Raw genomic sequence first — 19,682 nt, 5'->3', positions numbered from 1 at the left:
GAAAAGAAGCTCCATATGATGGAAAAAGAAAATATAGGATAACATAAAGATGCAGAAGCCATTTGTTCACTTACACAACCATTCAGAATATTCAATACTGGATGGTGCAATAAAAATTGATTCATTGGTAGAAGCTGCTGCTAAATACCACATGCCTGCAGTAGCAATTACAGACCACGGAAACATATTCGGAACAGTATCTTTCTATCATAAGGCTTTAGAAAAAAATATTAAACCAATAATAGGGGCTGAAGTTTACATAGCTCCATCTTCTCGATTTGAAAAAAAAGGAAAAGAGGAAGAAGTCACCTCTTATCATCTCATATTACTCGTCAAGAATGAAAAAGGTTATAAAAACCTTGTTAACTTGTTAACAAAATCGTATCTTGAAGGATTCTACTATAAGCCAAGAATCGATAAGGAACTCCTTCAGGAATGTAGTGAAGGATTAATAGGCTTATCCTCTTGCTTAAAGGGAGAAATACCCTCCCTTTTGATAAAAGACCTTATACCTGAAGCAACAAGAACTGCAGGAGAATATAAAGAAATATTTAGTAAAGAAAATTTCTTCTTAGAGCTCCAATACCATAATCTTCCTGAACAGAAAAAAATTAATCCTCTACTCGTAGAAATTGCCAAAAATCTTGATATTCCTCTTGTTGTGACAAATGATATTCACTACTTAAAAAAATCTGATGCTCAATCTCAAGATGTCCTATTGTGTATTCAAACAAATAAAAAAATTAGTGATCAGGATAGGCTAAAATTTGGAAGCGATGAATTCTATTTCAAGTCCACCGAGGAGATGTATAGACTTTTTGGCGACTATCCAGATGCCCTAAATAATACCTTAACTATTGCAGGTATGTGTGATTTCGGGTTTCCAAAAAAAGGATATTTTCTCCCAAAATTTAAGACCCCTGATTTAATTGAAGAAGATGAATACTTTGAGAAAGTGGTAAAAGAAAATTTTGAAAAAAGAATAAGCCTTTTAAAAGAAAGAAAAAAAGATTTTAATCAAGGAGCTTATCAGGAAAGACTCCAGTATGAATTAAACCTAATCAAAAAGATGGGCTTTTCTGGATATTTTCTGATTGTATGGGATATAATCCAATTTGCAAAAAAGAAGAAGATCCCGGTAGGCCCTGGCAGAGGCTCTGTAGTAAGTTCTCTTGTCGCATACGCCCTTGAGATTACAGATATCGATCCGATTGAATATAACCTCCTTTTTGAAAGATTTCTTAACCCGGAAAGAATTTCAATGCCAGACATAGATATGGATTTCTGCGGGAGAAGAAGACAGGAGATAATCGACTATGTTAGAGAAAAATATGGGAAGGAAAATGTTGCTCAAATTATCACCTTTGGAACAATGGCAGCAAGAGCAGTTGTAAGAGATGTGGGAAGGGTAATGGAGGTTCCCCTTGCAGAAGTAGATAGAATTGCTAAAATGATTCCCTTTGGAAATACTTCAATCGATGAAGCTATAAATTCGACCCAGGAATTGAAGAATAAAATAGAAAGTGATTCCAGGTTTATCAACATGATAGAAATTTCAAAAAAACTTGAAGGGCTCGTCAGACATACATCAACTCATGCAGCTGGTATTGTTATTGCACCAAAACCTCTAACAGAATTCATGCCTCTTTATCTCACGAATAAAAATGAAATAACAACTCAATTTGCAATGGGAGAGGTTGAAAAAATAGGGCTTTTAAAAATGGATTTTCTTGGCCTCAGAAACCTGACAATCATAGACGATGCCATAAAAATAATTGAAAAATATTACGGCGAAAAAATAGACATCGATAACATCCCTCTGGACGATCCCCAAACATTCAGCCTCTTCTGCTCAGGGAATACAGACGGTGTCTTCCAGTTTGAAAGTATCGGAATGAAGGAAATTTTAAAAAAATTTAAGCCATCCAATCTAAAAGATTTAATAGCTCTAAATGCTCTTCACAGACCAGGGCCTTTAATGAGCGGGATTGTAGATGACTTTGTAAATCGAAAAAACAATCCCTCTCTTATAAACTATCCTCTTCCCCAGATGGAAAAAATTCTCGAGGAAACATATGGAATCATCGTGTATCAGGAACAGGTTATGAATATAGCCAACGAGATCGCAGGGTTTACAATGGGAGATGCTGATTTACTAAGAAAAGCTATGGGGAAAAAAGTCCCGGAAATCATGAAAGAGCAGAGAAAAAATTTTGTTGAAAAAGCAACAAAAAAAGATGTGAAAAAGGAATTAGCTCAAAAAATTTTCGATCAGATGGAATATTTTGCAGGATATGGATTCAACAAAAGTCATTCAACAGCATATGCATACTTAGCATATAAAACAGCCTACTTAAAAGCTCACTATCCTATCCCATTCATGGCCTCTCTCCTTACTAATGAATCAGAAAGAGGAGCTCAGGATAATGTAGTTAAATATATCAATGAATGCAAAGAAATGGGGATAAAAATTCTTCCTCCTGATATAAACGAAAGTGATTACTATTTTACAGTGGTAAAAGAAGGAATAAGGTTTGGATTGAGCGCAATAAAAAACGTTGGAGAGATTGCTGTGAAATCCATATTAGAAGCAAGAGAAAAAATCGGGAAATTTAAAAGTATAAGAGACTTTATCAATGAGGTGGACTTGAGAATTGTGAATAGAAAAGTGTTAGAGAGTTTAATCAAATCTGGTGCGATGGACTCTTTGAACATCAAAAGGTCCCAATTGTATCATTCCATAGATAAAATACTAGACCTTGCCCATAGAGAGAGCAGGAAAGAAATTTTTCAAATGAAATCCCTTTTTGAACAAAGCAAATTATCAGAAATAGAAACAATTATGAATGATGTAAGAGTTTTAAAAGAATGGGATGAATCAACACTCCAACAATATGAAAAAGAAACACTCGGATTCTATATCACGGGTCATCCCTTAAAAAATTACGAAAACCAGATAAAAAAACTTACATCTGTCTCCATCCAAGATATTTTCGAAAGAGAAGAGATAAGCAATGAGGTATCCATTGCAGGAGTCATAACATCTTTAAAAAATAAAAAAAATAAAAAAGGCGAGAAATATGTTACATTTATTCTTGAGGATCTGACTGGAAGGATAGAGGTAATTGCGTTTCCTGATGTTTACAAAGAACATCCTCATCTTCTCCAGGAAGATAAAATTATCTGGATTTCTGGAAGAATAAACGAAGAGGGAGAAATAAAAAGAATGAGAATGTCAAAAGGACTTCTATTGGATGAAGCCACGCAAAAATTAGCAAAGAAAATTTTTATTAAACTAACTGTAGATTTAATGAACGAAACCAATATATCAAGAATTAAAAATATAATTTCAGAATATCCTGGAGATACGCCTCTTTATTTAAATGTCCTCTACCCACCATATAAAATTTTGTTCAAATCTAACTTGTTTCCCTTCGTGGACCCACTACCAAATTTTGTTAAAGAAATTGAAAATATCGTGGGAAAGAACAACATCGAAATCCAATATTAAATTTTTCTAAAAATCTCTTTCCATTTTGAACAAACTTTTTCCCAGGAAAAATTTTCTGTTATGTATTTTTTCCCGTTTTCACCGAGGGTGTTCCTTAGTTTATGTTCTTTCAACAATAAATTGAGAACTTCTTCGAAATCTTCATAATCAGAATACCATAACCCTCCATTACTCTTTTTACAATGCTCCACAAGAGGCTTGGTTCTCTCCTGAACTACAATAGGGATTCCGAGGCTTAAAGATTCAAGAGCGGATATTGAAAAACTTTCTAAATGAGATGGATGTATCGTCAATACTGATGAAGCAATCGCATTTAATTTATCCTCCTCAGAGAGAAAACCTAAATATCTTATATCAGGATCATTAGGTAATTTCATTGAAAGATTCCCAATCAATGCAAGAGTTATCGGATAGTATTTCTTTTTGAATTTTATAAAATAATCAAAAAGCTCTCCAAGACCTTTTCCCTTATCAATACGCCCTGAATAAAGGATAAAGGGGGAAAAAATAAAATATTTCTTTCTGAAGTGGAGGTGGTTTATATTCTTTGATACAGAAATTCCCATCCCGATTACATCATTTAGTTTATTGCTCAAGATAAATTTTTCATTAACTAAATTTTTTTCAGCTTCAGTAAGAAAAATAAATCCATCAGGAATTTTAAACACATCTTTCATGATTTCTAAATATAATGGAGGCTCATCATGGGCAGTTGAAACAAGAGCTTTCTTTCTCCCTATATTTTTCAACCCCCAATATGTTGGATAGTATAGATAGGTAAAGAAAACTATTAAATCAAAATTGGACTCCTCATCTTTTAAATTTTTTATCAATTCTGGTACTACAGGGCCTTGCTCTTCCAGCCATCTAATTTCATCTTCAACGCTATGCGGATTGGAAAATATCCAGTCACTGAATCTGTTAAACTCTCCTATTTTCCTCTCTCTTTCGGGGTTAAATCTTTTAATTAATACTCCATTTAATACACTCTCCCCTTCTTTATAGAATCTTTTCCAGCTAATGTAATCTTTTGCAGTGGTGGTAAAAACTTCTATGTCAACTCCTCTCCTGTATAAATTTTCAGCCACTGCCCTGCAGAGAGATTCTGAGCCGCCCAGTACTTCTTTCCCATACCTTTGAATTATAAAAGCCACTCTCATAAAATTTCTCTAAATTTGTTTAAAATTATTTCTCCAATATTTAACTTTTTAAATTCATTTAGCCTCTCCCTCTCGGTTTTCAGGATTTTCTCTCTTAATTCCATATTCTCAATAGCTAAATTGCATAGTTCTGCTACAACCTGTGTATTCTTTTGATTGAATAAAATACCAGCTCCATTTAATGTATATGGAATGGCTGTAGAGTCATAGGAAATAACAGGCAAATCAAAAATCATGCTCTCAATCAACGGAAGACAGAATCCCTCATGCTCACTCATTGAGAGAAATACATCAGAAATTTGATATAAGGCGAAAAGCTCATTATCAGGGACATGATCAAAAAAGATCAGATTATCTCTGGTCAATTCCAATTTTCCCATTAAATTCAGAAGAGAATAATAATATTCTCTGCAGGAGTGAATTTTTCCCACAACAAAAAGTCTGGCAAGGGGTGAGATAAACTTCTTATAATAAGCCACCACTTTCATCAAATCTTCTATTTTCTTGTTTGGAACAACTCTTCCTACAAAAAGAATGTTGGCAAATTCATCAGAAAATAACTCGATAATATTTTCATCCGGCTTTAATTCATATTTTTCCCAATTTATAAAAAGAGGCAACAATTGAACATTTTTAAATCCTACATTTTCCAACTCAATTTTATTATAAAAAGAGTCTGCAAAAACTAAATCGATATAATTCATTAATGATTTCAATTGTTTTTTTCCTTCTATCGCTATGTTAACCATTTCTTTAGAAAAATCGACAAAGAATTCTTCCGGAGTTACATTGTGATAGATAATTACTTTCTTTCCTTTTACCCTTTTGATTAACTCATTTAAAGGGGAGGGGATTGCGTAATGAAGAATTGTTGTATCTCTTTCTGATGGATCGGGAAATGATTTGACCGACTTCCCCAGATATAAAATCTCAGAATCAATATCAATAGCATAAATTTCTGATTGATACCCATTACTTTTAAAAAAATCTTTTAGATAAAATGCTTCATCACCAATAGCATCTCCTTTATGAAGTGCAGGTAGTAATTGATTTATAATCATGTATTTTCTACTATATCTATATAACCAAGAAATACATTTTTTAATTTTTCCATTTTATACTTTTCCATCGCCTCATCCTGAGATTTGATTATCTTATCCCTTAATTCTTCGTTATTTATAATTACATCGATTAGACAAGCGATGAATTCATAATCTTTATTTTCAATTAAAGTCCCACCACCATTCATCGTCTCAGAAACAGCACTTGAATTGAATGCAATAACTGGAATTCTATGATAGAAAGCCTCAAGAATTGGCACACAAAATCCTTCATGTTCACTCAGACAGAGAAACAAATCTGAAATCCTGTAGAATGAGCTCAATTCATCAAAAGTAACATGTCCTGGAAAAATTACATCCTTTAATTTTAATTCTTCGATTAAATTTAGAAGAGAATAATAATATCTCTCAAAGCCACCATGCTCTCCGATAAGTATTAGCTGGGAATTCTGGTTATACATTTTCTTATAAAGATAAAAAACTCTTATTAAATCTTCGAATTTTTTATTCGGTATAATTCTTCCTACAAAAATAATAGTTGTTTTCTTATTCCTATAGATTTTTTCAATTGAAACATTTTCAGCCTTATCAAACTTTGAAAAATCTCTTATCACAGGAAGAACACCTGTTTTTCTGTATCCAGAGGCCTCGAGTTCCTCTCTGTTAAATGAAGAATCTCCAAGACCAAGGTCAGTAACAGGAGCGAACTTTTCCAGTTCTTTTCTTCCAAGGTATGTAAATTTAGCTAAATCCCTTTGATAATCTATAAAATATTCATAGGGGGTTATATTATGATAGATTAGAATCTTTTTTTGGCGAGAGAAAAGATAAAGAGAGGAAATGGGAGAACCTATTGAAAAATGGAATACTAAGATGTCATCAGAAGACACCATACCAAAAAAATCCTCTTTTCTATATCGCAGATGGGCCATTTTAGGATGGAAATAGTAAGAAAATATGTATGACTGGAGGCCCTGTTCTTTAACTATTCTCATTATTTCCAATGCTTCATCTGAAATTGCATCTCCATACGTAAGAGAGGTTAATATCTGATGAATACCTTTCAAATTCAAGTCTCCGTTATTCTTTCAATCAGTTTCAAATACTTGGACTCTATGATTTCCCATCTGTAATTATTCTCATAATATTCCTTCCCGTTTTTCCCCATGGAAATGTTAAAGTCTCTATTTTTCAATAAAAATTCCATACATTCTTCGAATTCCTCATAATTTGTATAAAAGAGGCCAGCATTTGACCTTAAAGCCTGCCCTTTTAAAACTTCACATTTACCATTAACAAGAACAGGTTTTTCTGCTGCCCATGCTTCTAATGTTACAATCGATAGACTTTCATAGAATGAAGGCATTATTAAAAACGAAGAAGCTGCAAGAGCATCCCATTTATCCTCTTCTGGAATAAAACCTAAATAGATTAAATCTTTGTTCTGGGGAATTCTCATCACAGGACTTCCAATTAAGATTAATTTTACATTACCTTTTTTTCTTTTTTTATATTCTAAAAAATATTCGAAAAGTTCTTTGCATCCCTTATTCTCATCAATCCTTCCTACATATACGATAAACTCATCCTCTATCCTGTATTTTTTTCTGAATCTTTCAGGATTTATATCAGCAAACTTGTTTATTCCTAAACCTACTATGTCAGAAGGAACATCAAAATTTTTAGAAATATTGTTTATCAATTCTTTTTCTTCTAATGAATTGTAAATAATCCCTCTCGCATTTTTGAAAATATCCCTGAAAACCCTCATGTAAAGAACCTCATCATGCTCTGCCGTTGGAACCAGAATACTTTTCTCAGGAATAGAGTTTATCCCCCAGTATGAATGATAATATCTGTAACTAAAAAAAATAAAATAATTAAAATCATTTCTGTGTTTTTCCAGCCATTTTATGAGATCTGGACAGTAGGGACCATTTTCGTTTATCCAGTCTATTTCATCAGAAACACTGTGTTCGTTCTGAAATATTTTTTCCTGGATTCGAGCAAATCTCTCAAGGTTTCTCTCTTTTCTCACCGGGAATCTTAAAATTTTAATCGAATTAACCCTATCAATGCCTTTTTTATAAAAATCTCTCCATGTGATATAGTCAAGGGCGCAGGATGTTAAAACTTGTATCTCCCAGTGTCTATTCATATGTTCGGCTACAAGTCTGGCATGAAGTTCAGCTCCTCCATTTACTTCCAACCCATACCTCTGAACAGCAAAAGCAACCTGCAACTTACTCATCTGCTCTCATTTATTTCTCATCGGTTATTAACCTTAACTCTTTAGTATAATAAAAGCCTTAAATACTGGTATGCCTTTAAGAAACATTCTAAATATTTTTACGTAATAGTAAATTCTCTTAATCTCTTATCTTATCCTCAAGAATCCTTTCTCTTTTTTCCACGAGTTCCACTTTGTTCTCAAGGGTAATTATTCTATTTCTCAATGAATCAACCTCTACTTTTAGCTTACTTATTTCAACAACCAGGTTGTTCGAAAGATTGTGTAATAATTTGATATATTCCACAGACCTCTGAGAATTTCTTCTTATGTATTCAATTGAACGATTTATAGAATTAATATTGTTAATAATTGAGTTAACATTATCCTGTAAAGCAGATTGCAAAGATTCAATCCCATGCTGGAGAGAAAGAAAATAAGGCCTCATGTAAAACATGAAAAAATGGCTAATAAGTGGAGATGGTATTCTAAAAAATTTTTTTATTAAACTTTTTATTCCTCTTGTCTCAGGTATCTGGGTTTCAACTCTTTCTTCTTCCTCCATTCTTTTCGAAGCTTCAATCTCACCGGATTCTGGTTCAGGAACTTCGGTCAATGATGTATCCTCTTCTGTTTCTTTTTCAAATTCTGGAAAAATGTGTTGTTCATAAAAACTCATTATCTCCATATGATCAGCCCATGGCTTCAATTCTGCTTCTTCAATTTTTTCCAAATCTTTTTCAACCATTACTCCTTTTGCTTTTCTCTCTTCAATTCTTTTCCTTATCGTATCCATGATTTCATTAACGTCAATTTCTTTTCCATTTATCTTAACCTCTGAATCTTTACTCATTTTTCCTCCTGCTTCATACAAGTGTAAATTATAAGCTAACCCAAGTCAAATAAATTCATTGAGCAATTGGAAAAAAATGAATTATGTTTTAAAATACACATCTAAAAAATTTTTGATGAAAAAATTTTTATGGAAGAGATTAAATTAGAATAATCTTGAGAAAAATAAAAGCAAATTTCTTCCTTTATCTGGTAACAGACAATACTATAATTGGGGAGAGAGATTTTTTTGAAGTAATAAAAGAAGCTGTAGAAGCTGGAGTAACAATCGTTCAATTGAGAGAAATAAATATTTCGGATAGAGAATTTATCGCGAAAGCGAATAAACTGAAAGAGATTCTTTCAGCAAAAAATATCCCTCTTATAATTAACAATAGATGTGATATAGCTTCTGCAGTTAATGCTGAAGGAGTTCATCTGGGTCAGAATGATTTGCCGATTGAATATGCAAGAAAAATTCTCGGAAAAAGGAAGATAATAGGAGTATCGGCAAACAATGTGGAAGAAGCAATCGAAGCTCAGAACAAAGGTGCTGATTACATCGCAGCAGGTCCAATATTCTTCACTCCAACAAAAGTTGATATAAGAACTCCAATCGGGCTCGATGGACTTGAAAAAATGAGGAGATATGTCAAGGCTCCTCTTATAGCGATAGGAGGGATAAACAGAGAAAATGTTAGAGAAGTAATAAAAAGAGGGGTTGATGGAGTAGCTGTTGTATCTGCTATTATGGCTTCTTCAGAACCTTATAAAGCAACGAAAGAATTACTGAAAATAATAGAAGAAACCAAAAACCTGAGAGAATTTAGGTGACACGACACTCAGCCTTTAATAGTTTTTATTGTAATTTTCCTCACCTCATCTTCCATGAAAAATTTTATAAGGAGTATTTTCTGTCTCAATTTAAATTCTATCTTTTCAGACCACTCCACCACTACAATGCCTTTCCCGATGTAATCTTCCCAATCTAAACCTGCTATATCTCTGCTTCTCTCCAGCCTGTAAAGGTCAAAATGATATATTGGATATTTTGCATCGTATATATTCAATAAAACATACGATGGACTTGTTACAAAATCAATTTTTTTAAAACCCAATCCTTTAGCAATACCTTTTACAAAAACAGTCTTTCCACATCCAAGTTCTCCCTGGAGAAAAACTACCTCATCTCCTTTGAGGGAAGATGCAACTTTTTCACCAATTTTAATTGTTTCTTCTTCTGACCAGGATAAATAGGTTTCAGCTTTCAATTTCTTTTATGGCTTCAGGAATACAGTCTATTATATCTCCTGCAATGAGGGATTTTTCCCCGAATTTTTTTGCTGCAAGGTCTCCGCATAACCCATGAATGTATACACCTTTTATCAATGCATTAAGAATATCCTCACCCTGGGCTAGAATGCCTCCTATTATCCCTGAAAGAACATCCCCGGAGCCTGCAGTTGCCATCCCTGGATTTCCGGTGGGATTGACATAAACTTTTCCATCGTTTGAACCAATTAGAGTTCTCCAGCCTTTTAATACTAAATAAAGTCTATTTTGCAAACAGTAATCTCTCACAATACTTATTCTGTTATCTAAAATCTTTTTTGCACTCAATTTAAGAATCCTTGCCATCTCTCCAGGGTGGGGAGTTAAAACTGTTGCACTTTTTCTGTTCTTCAGTTCCTGCATTTTTAAAGAAAGACAGTTCAGGCCATCAGCATCAACAATGAGAGGGGTTTCGATTTTCTCTAACAATTTTAATACTAAACTGCATGTAGACGGATTTGTTGAAAGACCCGGACCAATTACACAAACATCTTTATCTTTAGAAAACTCTAAAATGTTTTCAAAAGAATTTTCTGAAATAGTGCCTTCCTCAGTTTCCTCTGCTGGATAGGTCATTATTTCTTCACAAGATGATGCAATTATTGGAATGCAGCTTTTGGGAGCAGCTATTGTTACAAGTCCAGCCCCAATTTTTAATGCAGACCTCCCTGCCATTACTGCAGCTCCTGTTTTCCCAAGCGATCCAGCAACGATTAGAAGATGACCATAATCTCCTTTATGAGAATTCATTTTACGCTTTAAAAATAATTTTCCTCTTTTTATTGCATTTAGATCTGTTAGCTCTAAAAAATAATCTTCTTTATCGAATAGAAAATCAGGTACACCGATATCTGCTACAACAACCTCTCCTGCATATTCAGAGGCAGGTGAGAATACATGGGGAATTTTTAAAGCTGCCATTGTCACTGTAAGGTCAGCTTTAAAGCATGGTCCTTGAAGTAAAAAAGTATCCGATGATAAGCCTGATGGGATATCCACTGAGACTTTAAAAGCCGGTGAATCTTTTAAACAATCAAAAACTTCTCTCCAGAAATTTCCCAATTCACTTTTAAGCCCAGTTCCAAAAAGAGCATCTATTATTACATCAGAGTTGAAAATAATATCTTTCTCTTTTCTCCATTGATTTTTATCTATAATTTCTATTATGTTTGCGCGCATTTTATCGATAATTTCAAAGTTTATTTTTGCATCTCCTCTTAATTCTTCTTTTTTAGCGAACAGGTACACTCTCGGTGAATTACCCGATTTCAATAAATACCTGCATATAACAAATCCATCTCCACCATTGTTTCCCTTCCCGCATAGGATTGAAACCTTCTTTTTCTGGATATGAGGAATCCTTTTTACAATTTCATGATATGTATTCCTTCCCGCGTTTTCCATTAAAACTACCCCAGGTATTCCAATTTCCTCAATTGCTTTCCTGTCAATTTCTCTCATCTGTTCTGAGTTCAATATTTTCATAATATCAAAATTATATCAAAATCAATTAAAAAAAGAAGTTATTAGATAAGAAAAATAAGAGACTAACCTCTTTACAATGATTCTTTTATATGTTAAAAATTTAAAAATTCAGGAGGTAATGATATGACAATAAAGATTGGCATTAATGGATTTGGTAGAATAGGAAGGAATCTTCTGAGAGCTTCCTATTTGAATAAGGAAATTGAATTTGTAGCAGTAAATGATATTACTGATTCAAAAACTCTTTCCCATCTTCTAAAGTATGATTCAGTCCTGGGAATGTTTGAAGCAAATGTCAAAGCTGAAAATGAAAAAATTAAAATAGATGGGAAAGAAATAAAAGTCCTCTCGCAAAAAGACCCTGCAAATATTCCTTGGAAGGATTTAGGAGTGGATTTAGTAATTGAATCAACGGGGCTATTTACAAAAAAAGAGGATGTAGAAAAACACCTGAGAGGAGGAGCAAAAAAAGTTATAATAACAGCACCTGCGACCAACCCGGACATCACTGTTGTGATTGGGGTAAATGAAAAAGAATATGACTCTAAATCCCATCACATCATCTCAAATGCATCATGTACAACAAATTGTGTGGCTCCTGTAGCAAAAGTTCTCCACCAGAATTTCAAAATTTTGAAGGGAAACATGACTACAATTCATGCCTATACAAATGATCAGAGAATTTTAGACCTGCCTCACAAGGATTTAAGAAGAGCTCGAGCTGGTGCTGTATCAATGATACCAACAACTACAGGTGCTGCAAAAGCTGTTGGATTAGTTCTGCCGGAGTTAAAGGGCAAACTTGATGGAATGGCAGTAAGGGTCCCTGTTCCAAATGTTTCATTAATTGACCTTGTTGTTCTCGTAGAAAAAGAAACATCTCAGGAAGAAGTTAACGATTGTTTTAAAAACTCTGCAGAAAATGAACTCAAAGGTATCCTCCAGTACACAGAGGAACCTTTAGTCTCAGTAGATTTTATGAAAAATTCCCATTCATCAATAGTTGATGGCCTTTTCACAAAAGTTCTGGATAAAACCCTCATTAAAGTTCTGGCCTGGTATGACAATGAATGGGGATATTCCTGCAGAGTAAGAGATCTGGTTATTTTAATTTCAAAAAATTTATAAAGGAGCACTCATGATAAAATCAATAAAAGATATTGTTATTTCTGGAAAGAGAGTATTCCTTAGAGTGGATTTTAATGTTCCAATCGACGAAAAAAAAATGATTACCGATGATACAAGGATAAGAGAATCTATTCCAACAATTGATTATCTTCTGAACAATCAAGTTAAAATCATAGTAGGCTCCCATCTTGGAAGACCAGAAGGAATATTTAAAGATGAATTCTCACTTAAACCAGTTTTTAACAGACTCAAGGAAATTTATGGAGATAAGATTAAATTTGTTCCTGATGTAATCGGAATTAAGGTTGATGAAGAAAAAGCAAAATTAAAAAATGGAGAAATACTACTCCTTGAAAATCTCAGATTTTATAAACAGGAAACAGATAATGATGAAGACTTTTCAAGAGACCTTTCAAAAAACATCGATATTTATGTTAACGATGCTTTTTCTGCTTCTCATAGAGCCCACGCCTCAATCGTGGGTATACCAAAATTTGTTTCCGAGCTGGCAATTGGATTCCTGATGGAAAAAGAGATCTCCAATCTGAGTAAAGCTATAGTCTCGCCTGAGAAACCCTTAGTTACAATACTTGGTGGTGCCAAAATAAAAGATAAAATTCCCGTGTTAAAAAATTTAATTAATTTTTCTGATTCTATAATCATTGGCGGAGCTATGGCATATAGCTTTTTGAAATTTAAAGGTGAAGAAGTTGGAAAATCAATTGTAGAAGAAGACCAATTCGGAAATATCAGTAAAATCCTTGAATTGGTGAGGAAGAGAGGAATTAAATTTCTTCTTCCAATAGACCATATAGTTGCAAAAGGAATCGATGATAATGAAATAATTGAAACTAAAACCCCAATACCTGAAGGATACATGGGATTTGATATTGGAGATGAAACACTAAAAAATTTTTCTGAAGAGATAAAGCAGGGTAAGACGATTATCTGGAATGGTCCAATGGGAGTTTTTGAGAAAGACATTTTTTCAAGAGGGACAACAGAAATAGCAAAAGCAATTGCATTTTCCACTGCTTTTTCAATCGTTGGAGGAGGAGATACAGTTTCTGCCATATCCAAAGCAAGGGTAGCTGAAAAAATTTCCCATGTATCCACAGGAGGAGGAGCCTCCCTTGAATTCCTTTCTGGAATTGAGCTACCTGGTATAAAAGTTCTCAAGGAGAAACAATGAAAAAACCGATAATCGCTGGAAACTGGAAGATGCATAATACAATTTCTGAATCCATCTCTCTTTCAAAAGAAATATCAGAATCTCTTAAAGAAGTTGAAGATGCTCTTATTATATTAATACCTCCTTTTACAAGTTTATATGAGGTAGAAAAAATTATACTGAATCGAAACATAAAACTTGGAGCCCAGGATGTTTTCTGTTATGAATGGGGGCCATTTACAGGAGAAATATCACCTCTGATGATAAAAGATGCAGGATGTGAATTTTCTATTGTAGGACATTCAGAAAGAAGGACTATTCTTAAAGAAGATGATGATCTAGTAAATAAAAAAATTATCTCGTGTATAAGAAATAATCTTATACCCATCGTATGCATTGGCGAAACTCTTGAAGAAAGAGAAAAAGGGTTATTATACGAAAAAATTGAGTGCCAAATTGAAGATTCATTGAAGAATTTAACAGGGGAAGACATCCAGAAAATTATAATCGCATACGAACCAATATGGGCAATAGGAACAGGAGTAAATGCAACCCCTGAACAAGCAGAAGAAATGCATCTATTTATAAGAAAAAATCTTGAAAAAAGATATGGAAATGAAACTTCATCCTGTGCTATAATAATTTACGGTGGTTCAGTGAAGGAAGACAATATTTACCCATTGATAATTCAAAAGGATGTTGATGGAGTATTGGTCGGAGGAGCATCCCTAAAATCCAATTCCTTCTGTGAAATAGTACGTAAAGCAATTGAAGCTCAAAGAGAAAAGGAGGGAAAGACTTGGTAGTTTTGATTACTGTATTCCATATAATAATCAGTATATTACTTATAATTGCAGTGCTACTTCAATCAGGAAAGAGTGCAGATCTTGCAGGTGCTTTTGGTGGTGTTGGAAGTCAAACTTTTTTTGGTCCCAGAGGTGCAGCCACTCTATTATCTAAAATTACCACTGTACTGGCAGTTCTTTTTATGATTAGTTCTTTAAGTCTATGGATATTTTCTGCAAGGGGACCTGAATCAGTTGTGAAAGGGGAAAAGGTTTCTCAAACCCAGAGTATTCCCAGTCCTCAAAAGAATTTACCCAAAAATTAAAAAAATGAGCCGGGGTGGTGGAACTGGTAGACACGCTGATTTGAGGTGTCAGTGAGTGAAAACTCGTAGGGGTTCGAGTCCCCTCCTCGGCATTTTATTAGATGGGAGTGTGCGATCCAAGATATATCTTCAAAGGTGAATAATTTCTTAAAAAGCACACTGAAGGGGTATTGGGAAGAAGCTTCCTCCCGAGACCAATGGCTCGGAAGGGGTGCTCAGCGAAGCGTCTAAGGGGGGCTTGCCCCCAGAGGGAAAGTGTCGTGTCACATCAAAACAACGAAAAGTTTTTAAGTGACATGACACTGGTTCAATGCAAAAAATGCGGAAACATTCAGAAGTTAGATATAGATTTTAATTATTGCAGAAAATGTGGACATCAGCTCACTGAAGCTGATAGAATAATATACCAGAATTTAAAATCAGGAAAAAATATTCAGGGAATAGGAATTTTAATAATATTGAGCGCCATCGCAATTTTTCACTATTTTTCAAGGTTTTTTGGCTCAATTTTATTCGGCATCGGAGTAATTATCTATTTTATCGGAAGAATAAAAAACAAACGAAAGAAAAAGATAATATCCCAGTAATCTAATACAAACGCACAAAATATTTTTACATGTAGGGCAAGGCTTTAGCCTTGCATCAAGCAACCCTAAAGGGTTGCCCTACAAATTATATATTGCGTTTGTGTTAGTATCATGTCACTTAAATATCTTTTGTTATATTATTTTGACATGATACTTTCCCTATGGGGGCAAGGCCCCTTAGACGCTTCGCTGAGCAGAGGGGCTGTCTAAGAAGGAAACACCCCCTCCTTTGAGAGGATTTCCTCTCAAACTCTCCAAAGATAAAATTTGAGTATGAAGATAAAGAATTTAATTTTCTTTTGGGGTTATAAAGGGGGTATTTTAAGTCCCCTTTAAGAGAGGCTGTCCATACTTTTTAGACAGCCTCAAGTTCCTTCCTTATAACCCTTCAGTGTGCTTTCTTAGAGATCTTTTGCATGCAAAGATATTTATGGGACAGCACACTAATTAGTAATAAATTCCAGTATTTCAGAAATTCTTTCCCTTATACTTTTTATTTTTCTGGGAAAATTCAGATTTGCGCCTTCCTCAACAATAGGAACAAACTTTTGAAGTTCTAAGCCGGATGACCTTGCAGTGATTGCTACTCTTAACGGATGAAAAAGGGATTTGCCCTTGACACCGAGTTTTCCTTTGATGGATTCTGTAATTTCTATGAAAATTTCCCAGTTTATCCTTTCATATTTAAGTAATTCTTCTTCAAACTGAAGTATCACTCTCTTTGAGGTTTCATCCATTAAAATTTTCTTGCTTTCCTTATCCATTTCAGAAATGGGAAATGAAAAGAAAATATCGAGTTCCTTTGGTATTTCACTCAAAATGGAAATGTTTGAGATTATACTATTAATTGCCTTGATAAGCCATAAAAAATGAAGCTCTGTTATATCCCCATGAATGATACCATCTCTCTTTAAGAATGGAATTGCCATTCTCACAAGATTTTCAGATGGAACTGATCTTATGTATTGTCTGTTCATCCAATTTAACTTATCATAATCAAATATTGCTGATGCTTTTCCAACTTTTTCAAGTTGAAACATTGATACCATCTCTTCTTTTGTCAGAACTTCTCTTCCCTCAGGAGGAGCCCAGCCAAGGAGCGCTAAGTAGTTAAAAAGCGCTTCTGGTAGATAACCTTGCTCTCTAAATTGATCGAGGGAAGTTGCTCCATGTCTCTTGCTCAATCGTGTATTATCCTTTCCCATTACCATCGATAAATGGGCAAACAGAGGTATCTCCCATCCCAGAGCCCTATAAACCATGATTTGCTTTGGAGTATTGGGAATATGATCTTCACCCCTTATCACATGGGTAATCTCCATAAGCCTATCATCTATAACACAGGCATAGTTATAAGAGGGAAGGCCGTTCGACCTTATAAGGACAAAGTCTTCAATGAAATCAGTTTGAAATCTTATCTCACCCCTTACAAGGTCATTGAAAATTATTTCCTCTCCGGCAGGAACTTTTAATCTTAAAGCACCTTTCTCACCCCTTCTAACTCTTTCAATTGACCCGCTAAGTTCCAATTCTCTGCATTTTCCAGAGTATTTGGGCATTCTCTTTTCTATTAAAGCTTCCTCTCTTTCCCTTTCAAGTTCTTGGGGAGCACAAAAACAATAATAAGCAGATCCTTTATCCAGTAATGTATCAGCAAAGTATTTATATTTTTCAAGGCGTTCCGATTGACGATATGGCCCATGGGTTCCTCCCCCATCAGGACCTTCATCCCAATCGATTCCAAGCCATTTTAAATCTTGGGTTAAAGAAATTTCAGATTCTACTGTGGATCTTTCCACATCCGTATCTTCTATTCTTAAAATGAATACTCCATTTTCCTTCCTTGAAAAAAGCCAGTTAAAAAGCGCGGTTCGAGCATTGCCAACATGAATAAATCCAGTGGGTGAAGGAGCAAACCTCACTCTTATTTTTTTCATTTTTTCTTTTCTTTCACTAAAACAACAGAATAACAGGAAATTGCTTCACCTCTTCCAATCTCTCCAATTCCTTCATGAGATTTAGCCTTTATTCCGATAAATTGCTCTGAAATGCCAAGGACTTTTGATATATTTTTTTTCATATCTTTTACATGGGGTGTAATTTCTGGCTTCTGGGCAATAATTACAGAATCAATGTTCATAACCGATGAATTTTTTCTTTTAAGCAACTTAGCTATTTTTTGAAGGAGTTTTAAGGAACTAATTCCTCTGTATTTTGGGTCAGAATCAGGAAAAAACTCTCCTATGTTTTTTTCACCCACGGCACCAAGGATTGAATCTATGACAGAATGAATCAGAACATCCCCATCAGAGTGCCCCAGAAGTCCCTTTTCAAAATCAATTTTTTTCCCCCCGAGAATAAGCTCCCTTCCCCCAACAAGAGGATGTATATCAAATCCTATTCCAACTCTTATTTTCAATTATAACCTCAGCAAATTTTAAATCGATAGGTTCTGTAATTTTTATATTCTCTTCTGAGCCCTGTATCATATAAACTTTTTTCCCTATCCTTTCCAGAAGATAAGAATCATCGGTTATTCTCTTTATTCTTTTTAGTCGAGCATTAAAGGCATCAATTAACCATCTGAATTTAAAACCCTGGGGAGTTTGAATTCTGAATACTTTCTTTCTATCTAAAGTTCTAATTACATAATTTCCCTTTCCCTGTTTTACCGTATCCTTAACTGGAATTGCTGGCACCACAGCTCCATATTTTTCAGTTTTTTTTATTACATTATTTATAATCTTATCATCAATAATCGGTCTTACTCCATCATGAATTAATATTATATCATCATTTTTTGCTCTAATTTCCCTGAGGCCATTGAAAACAGAATCCGCCCTTCTTTTTCCTCCCAGGACGATTTTTTTAACTTTCTTAAATTTTTCCTTTAAAGGCTCTCCCCAGTTAAGGCTATTCAATACAACAACTATTTCTTTTACTCTTGAATTCTTTTCAAATGCCTCCACGCTCCATTCTATAATTGGCTTTCCTTTTAGAAAGGTAAATTGCTTTGGGATTTCCATACCAAATCTCTTACCCTCACCTGCAGCTACAATTATTGTTATCACTTTACTCATTATATCTTCCAAATATCATTTTTCCGGCTGTGGTTTGTAGAACAGATGTAACGGTGATTTCAATATTTTTGCCTATCATTTTTCTTGAATTATCGACCACAACCATTGTTCCATCGTCAAGATAAGCAACTCCCTGGTCTTTCTCCTTTCCTTCTTTCAGGATGAATACTTTCATCGTTTCACCAGGAAGAACCACAGGTTTTAAAGAATTTGCAAGCTCATTAATGTTCAATACACGAATTCCCTGGAGCTGCGCAATCTTATTCAAATTAAAATCATTTGTTATTATTTTAGCATCAAGGGTCTTGGCCAGTTCAATCAATTTTGCATCCACATCTTTCTTTTCTGGAAAATCAAGCTCGGATATAACAACTGAAATTCCTGAGGTCTTCTGTAATCTTTGTAATATATCAAGGCCTCTCCTCCCTCTCTGTCTTTTCAGATTATCACTGGAATCAGCCACAAGCTGAAGTTCTTTCAAAACAAACTGGGGAATAATCAAAGTTCCTTCAATAAATTCTGTATCACATATATCAGAAATTCTACCATCTATTATAACCGATGTATCGAGTATCTTATAACTTCTTCCAGCACTTTTTTCTTTAAAAAAAGTAAAAAGAGTTGCCGGGTTAAACCATTCTGACTTTTTAGAACCGACCACAAATCCCATGTAAGGCATTATTATCAAAAAGAAATAATTTATAAAATCAATTGTATGTTTATCCCCTTCAATGGCAAGAATTCTAAAAATTAAAGAAAATAGATATCCAAGAAATACTCCAATTATCGTTCCCATCGTTGCTCCCCAGATAACTGTAAACTGAGTCTTCTTTATCTGATGCTCAACATAAAGAGCAACAAGAGCAAGAAACATCGCAAATCCAGCTCCAAAAAAATTATTTCCACTAAAAAAATATGGAGGGAACTGGAACCCGATGAATCCCATTAAAAATACAAAAGCCACTCTCAATAGCATAAGTCCCATTTTAATTCTC

The 19,682-nt window shown here is 34.2% G+C and carries 18 protein-coding genes and 1 tRNA gene; 8 read left to right on the top strand and 11 right to left on the bottom strand.

All coding sequences use genetic code 11. The features are described from left to right. The first annotated feature begins 49 nt into the window (after positions 1 to 49). Positions 50 to 3,511: a DNA polymerase III subunit alpha gene (locus AB1410_03540; protein MEW6455772.1), complete on the top strand. Its 3,462-nt coding sequence runs from the start codon at positions 50 to 52 to the stop codon at positions 3,509 to 3,511. Here the strand turns inward: AB1410_03540 and AB1410_03535 are convergent. The 5 genes from AB1410_03535 to AB1410_03515 form a co-directional block, all read right to left on the bottom strand. Continuing rightward, the gene (locus AB1410_03535) at positions 3,508 to 4,671 is read right to left on the bottom strand and encodes a glycosyltransferase family 4 protein (protein ID MEW6455771.1); all 1,164 of its coding nucleotides are present in this window, start codon (positions 4,669 to 4,671) and stop codon (positions 3,508 to 3,510) included. The genes AB1410_03540 and AB1410_03535 overlap by 4 nt on opposite strands. Continuing rightward, positions 4,668 to 5,732: a glycosyltransferase gene (locus AB1410_03530; protein MEW6455770.1), complete on the bottom strand. Its 1,065-nt coding sequence runs from the start codon at positions 5,730 to 5,732 to the stop codon at positions 4,668 to 4,670. Before AB1410_03530 ends, AB1410_03535 begins: the two co-directional genes overlap by 4 nt. After that, positions 5,729 to 6,799 (bottom strand): glycosyltransferase family 4 protein, encoded by a 1,071-nt coding sequence (locus AB1410_03525; protein MEW6455769.1) that lies wholly within the window; start codon positions 6,797 to 6,799, stop codon positions 5,729 to 5,731. Before AB1410_03525 ends, AB1410_03530 begins: the two co-directional genes overlap by 4 nt. A 2-nt stretch (positions 6,800 to 6,801) precedes the next feature. Next, positions 6,802 to 7,983, bottom strand: a complete 1,182-nt coding sequence (locus AB1410_03520) for a glycosyltransferase family 4 protein (GenBank protein MEW6455768.1) — start codon at positions 7,981 to 7,983, stop codon at positions 6,802 to 6,804. A gap of 118 nt (positions 7,984 to 8,101) precedes the next feature. Further along, positions 8,102 to 8,815, bottom strand: a complete 714-nt coding sequence (locus AB1410_03515) for a hypothetical protein (GenBank protein ID MEW6455767.1) — start codon at positions 8,813 to 8,815, stop codon at positions 8,102 to 8,104. 155 nt (positions 8,816 to 8,970) lie between these two features. Between AB1410_03515 and thiE the strand changes: the two genes are divergently transcribed. Beyond that, entirely contained in the window at positions 8,971 to 9,627 is a 657-nt protein-coding gene (gene thiE, locus AB1410_03510; protein ID MEW6455766.1) for a thiamine phosphate synthase, read from the top strand. A gap of 8 nt (positions 9,628 to 9,635) precedes the next feature. On the opposite strand, the gene tsaE is transcribed toward thiE, so the two are convergent. Then, a complete protein-coding gene (gene tsaE / locus AB1410_03505; GenBank protein ID MEW6455765.1) occupies positions 9,636 to 10,064 on the bottom strand; it encodes a tRNA (adenosine(37)-N6)-threonylcarbamoyltransferase complex ATPase subunit type 1 TsaE in 429 nt (142 codons plus the stop codon). Beyond that, on the bottom strand, positions 10,054 to 11,610 hold the full coding sequence (locus tag AB1410_03500) for an NAD(P)H-hydrate dehydratase (protein MEW6455764.1): 1,557 nt from the start codon (positions 11,608 to 11,610) through the stop codon (positions 10,054 to 10,056). Before AB1410_03500 ends, tsaE begins: the two co-directional genes overlap by 11 nt. 123 nt (positions 11,611 to 11,733) lie before the next feature. On the opposite strand from AB1410_03500, the gene gap reads away from it, so the two are divergent. The 6 genes from gap (at position 11,734) to AB1410_03470 (ending at position 15,607) form a co-directional block, all read left to right on the top strand. Beyond that, positions 11,734 to 12,738 carry a type I glyceraldehyde-3-phosphate dehydrogenase gene (gene gap, locus AB1410_03495; protein MEW6455763.1) on the top strand — a complete coding sequence of 335 codons (1,005 nt, stop codon included), beginning with the start codon at positions 11,734 to 11,736 and terminating at the stop codon, positions 12,736 to 12,738. A gap of 10 nt (positions 12,739 to 12,748) precedes the next feature. Next, a complete protein-coding gene (locus AB1410_03490; protein ID MEW6455762.1) occupies positions 12,749 to 13,930 on the top strand; it encodes a phosphoglycerate kinase in 1,182 nt (393 codons plus the stop codon). After that, positions 13,927 to 14,715 carry a triose-phosphate isomerase gene (tpiA, locus tag AB1410_03485; protein ID MEW6455761.1) on the top strand — a complete coding sequence of 263 codons (789 nt, stop codon included), beginning with the start codon at positions 13,927 to 13,929 and terminating at the stop codon, positions 14,713 to 14,715. Before AB1410_03490 ends, tpiA begins: the two co-directional genes overlap by 4 nt. Then, positions 14,709 to 15,020, top strand: coding sequence for a preprotein translocase subunit SecG (gene secG, locus AB1410_03480; protein MEW6455760.1), 312 nt, complete (start codon positions 14,709 to 14,711; stop codon positions 15,018 to 15,020). Before tpiA ends, secG begins: the two co-directional genes overlap by 7 nt. 8 nt (positions 15,021 to 15,028) lie before the next feature. After that, positions 15,029 to 15,112, top strand: a tRNA-Leu gene (locus AB1410_03475). A gap of 168 nt (positions 15,113 to 15,280) precedes the next feature. Beyond that, positions 15,281 to 15,607 (top strand): hypothetical protein, encoded by a 327-nt coding sequence (locus AB1410_03470; GenBank protein MEW6455759.1) that lies wholly within the window; start codon positions 15,281 to 15,283, stop codon positions 15,605 to 15,607. 443 nt (positions 15,608 to 16,050) lie between these two features. On the opposite strand, the gene gltX is transcribed toward AB1410_03470, so the two are convergent. The 4 genes from gltX to AB1410_03450 are packed head-to-tail and all read right to left on the bottom strand — an operon-like array spanning position 16,051 to position 19,672. Further along, entirely contained in the window at positions 16,051 to 17,544 is a 1,494-nt protein-coding gene (gene gltX, locus AB1410_03465; GenBank protein ID MEW6455758.1) for a glutamate--tRNA ligase, read from the bottom strand. After that, entirely contained in the window at positions 17,541 to 18,020 is a 480-nt protein-coding gene (gene ispF, locus AB1410_03460; GenBank protein MEW6455757.1) for a 2-C-methyl-D-erythritol 2,4-cyclodiphosphate synthase, read from the bottom strand. Before ispF ends, gltX begins: the two co-directional genes overlap by 4 nt. Next, positions 17,998 to 18,687: a 2-C-methyl-D-erythritol 4-phosphate cytidylyltransferase gene (ispD, locus tag AB1410_03455; protein ID MEW6455756.1), complete on the bottom strand. Its 690-nt coding sequence runs from the start codon at positions 18,685 to 18,687 to the stop codon at positions 17,998 to 18,000. Before ispD ends, ispF begins: the two co-directional genes overlap by 23 nt. Then, on the bottom strand, positions 18,680 to 19,672 hold the full coding sequence (locus AB1410_03450; protein MEW6455755.1) for a PIN domain-containing protein: 993 nt from the start codon (positions 19,670 to 19,672) through the stop codon (positions 18,680 to 18,682). The genes ispD and AB1410_03450 overlap by 8 nt, the downstream gene beginning before the upstream one ends. Positions 19,673 to 19,682: the final 10 nt, after the last annotated feature.

The organism is Acidobacteriota bacterium (genome assembly GCA_040756905.1).
GTDB lineage: Bacteria > Acidobacteriota > Aminicenantia > JBFLYD01 > JBFLYD01 > JBFLYD01.
This window is presented reverse-complemented; position numbering and strand designations above follow the sequence as displayed.

What these genes read in the sequence shown, in the direction of transcription:
- AB1410_03520 (MEW6455768.1), bottom strand. Translation starts at nt 7,983, where the DNA reads ATGAGTAAGTTGCAGGTTGCTTTTGCTGTTCAGAGGTATGGGTTGGAA.
- AB1410_03450 (MEW6455755.1), bottom strand. Translation starts at nt 19,672, where the DNA reads ATGGGACTTATGCTATTGAGAGTGGCTTTTGTATTTTTAATGGGATTC.
- AB1410_03540 (MEW6455772.1), top strand. Translation starts at nt 50, where the DNA reads ATGCAGAAGCCATTTGTTCACTTACACAACCATTCAGAATATTCAATA.
- AB1410_03530 (MEW6455770.1), bottom strand. Translation starts at nt 5,732, where the DNA reads ATGATTATAAATCAATTACTACCTGCACTTCATAAAGGAGATGCTATT.
- AB1410_03535 (MEW6455771.1), bottom strand. Translation starts at nt 4,671, where the DNA reads ATGAGAGTGGCTTTTATAATTCAAAGGTATGGGAAAGAAGTACTGGGC.
- AB1410_03515 (MEW6455767.1), bottom strand. Translation starts at nt 8,815, where the DNA reads ATGAGTAAAGATTCAGAGGTTAAGATAAATGGAAAAGAAATTGACGTT.
- gap (MEW6455763.1), top strand. Translation starts at nt 11,734, where the DNA reads ATGACAATAAAGATTGGCATTAATGGATTTGGTAGAATAGGAAGGAAT.
- tpiA (MEW6455761.1), top strand. Translation starts at nt 13,927, where the DNA reads ATGAAAAAACCGATAATCGCTGGAAACTGGAAGATGCATAATACAATT.
- AB1410_03490 (MEW6455762.1), top strand. Translation starts at nt 12,749, where the DNA reads ATGATAAAATCAATAAAAGATATTGTTATTTCTGGAAAGAGAGTATTC.
- gltX (MEW6455758.1), bottom strand. Translation starts at nt 17,544, where the DNA reads ATGAAAAAAATAAGAGTGAGGTTTGCTCCTTCACCCACTGGATTTATT.
- AB1410_03500 (MEW6455764.1), bottom strand. Translation starts at nt 11,610, where the DNA reads ATGAAAATATTGAACTCAGAACAGATGAGAGAAATTGACAGGAAAGCA.
- ispD (MEW6455756.1), bottom strand. Translation starts at nt 18,687, where the DNA reads ATGAGTAAAGTGATAACAATAATTGTAGCTGCAGGTGAGGGTAAGAGA.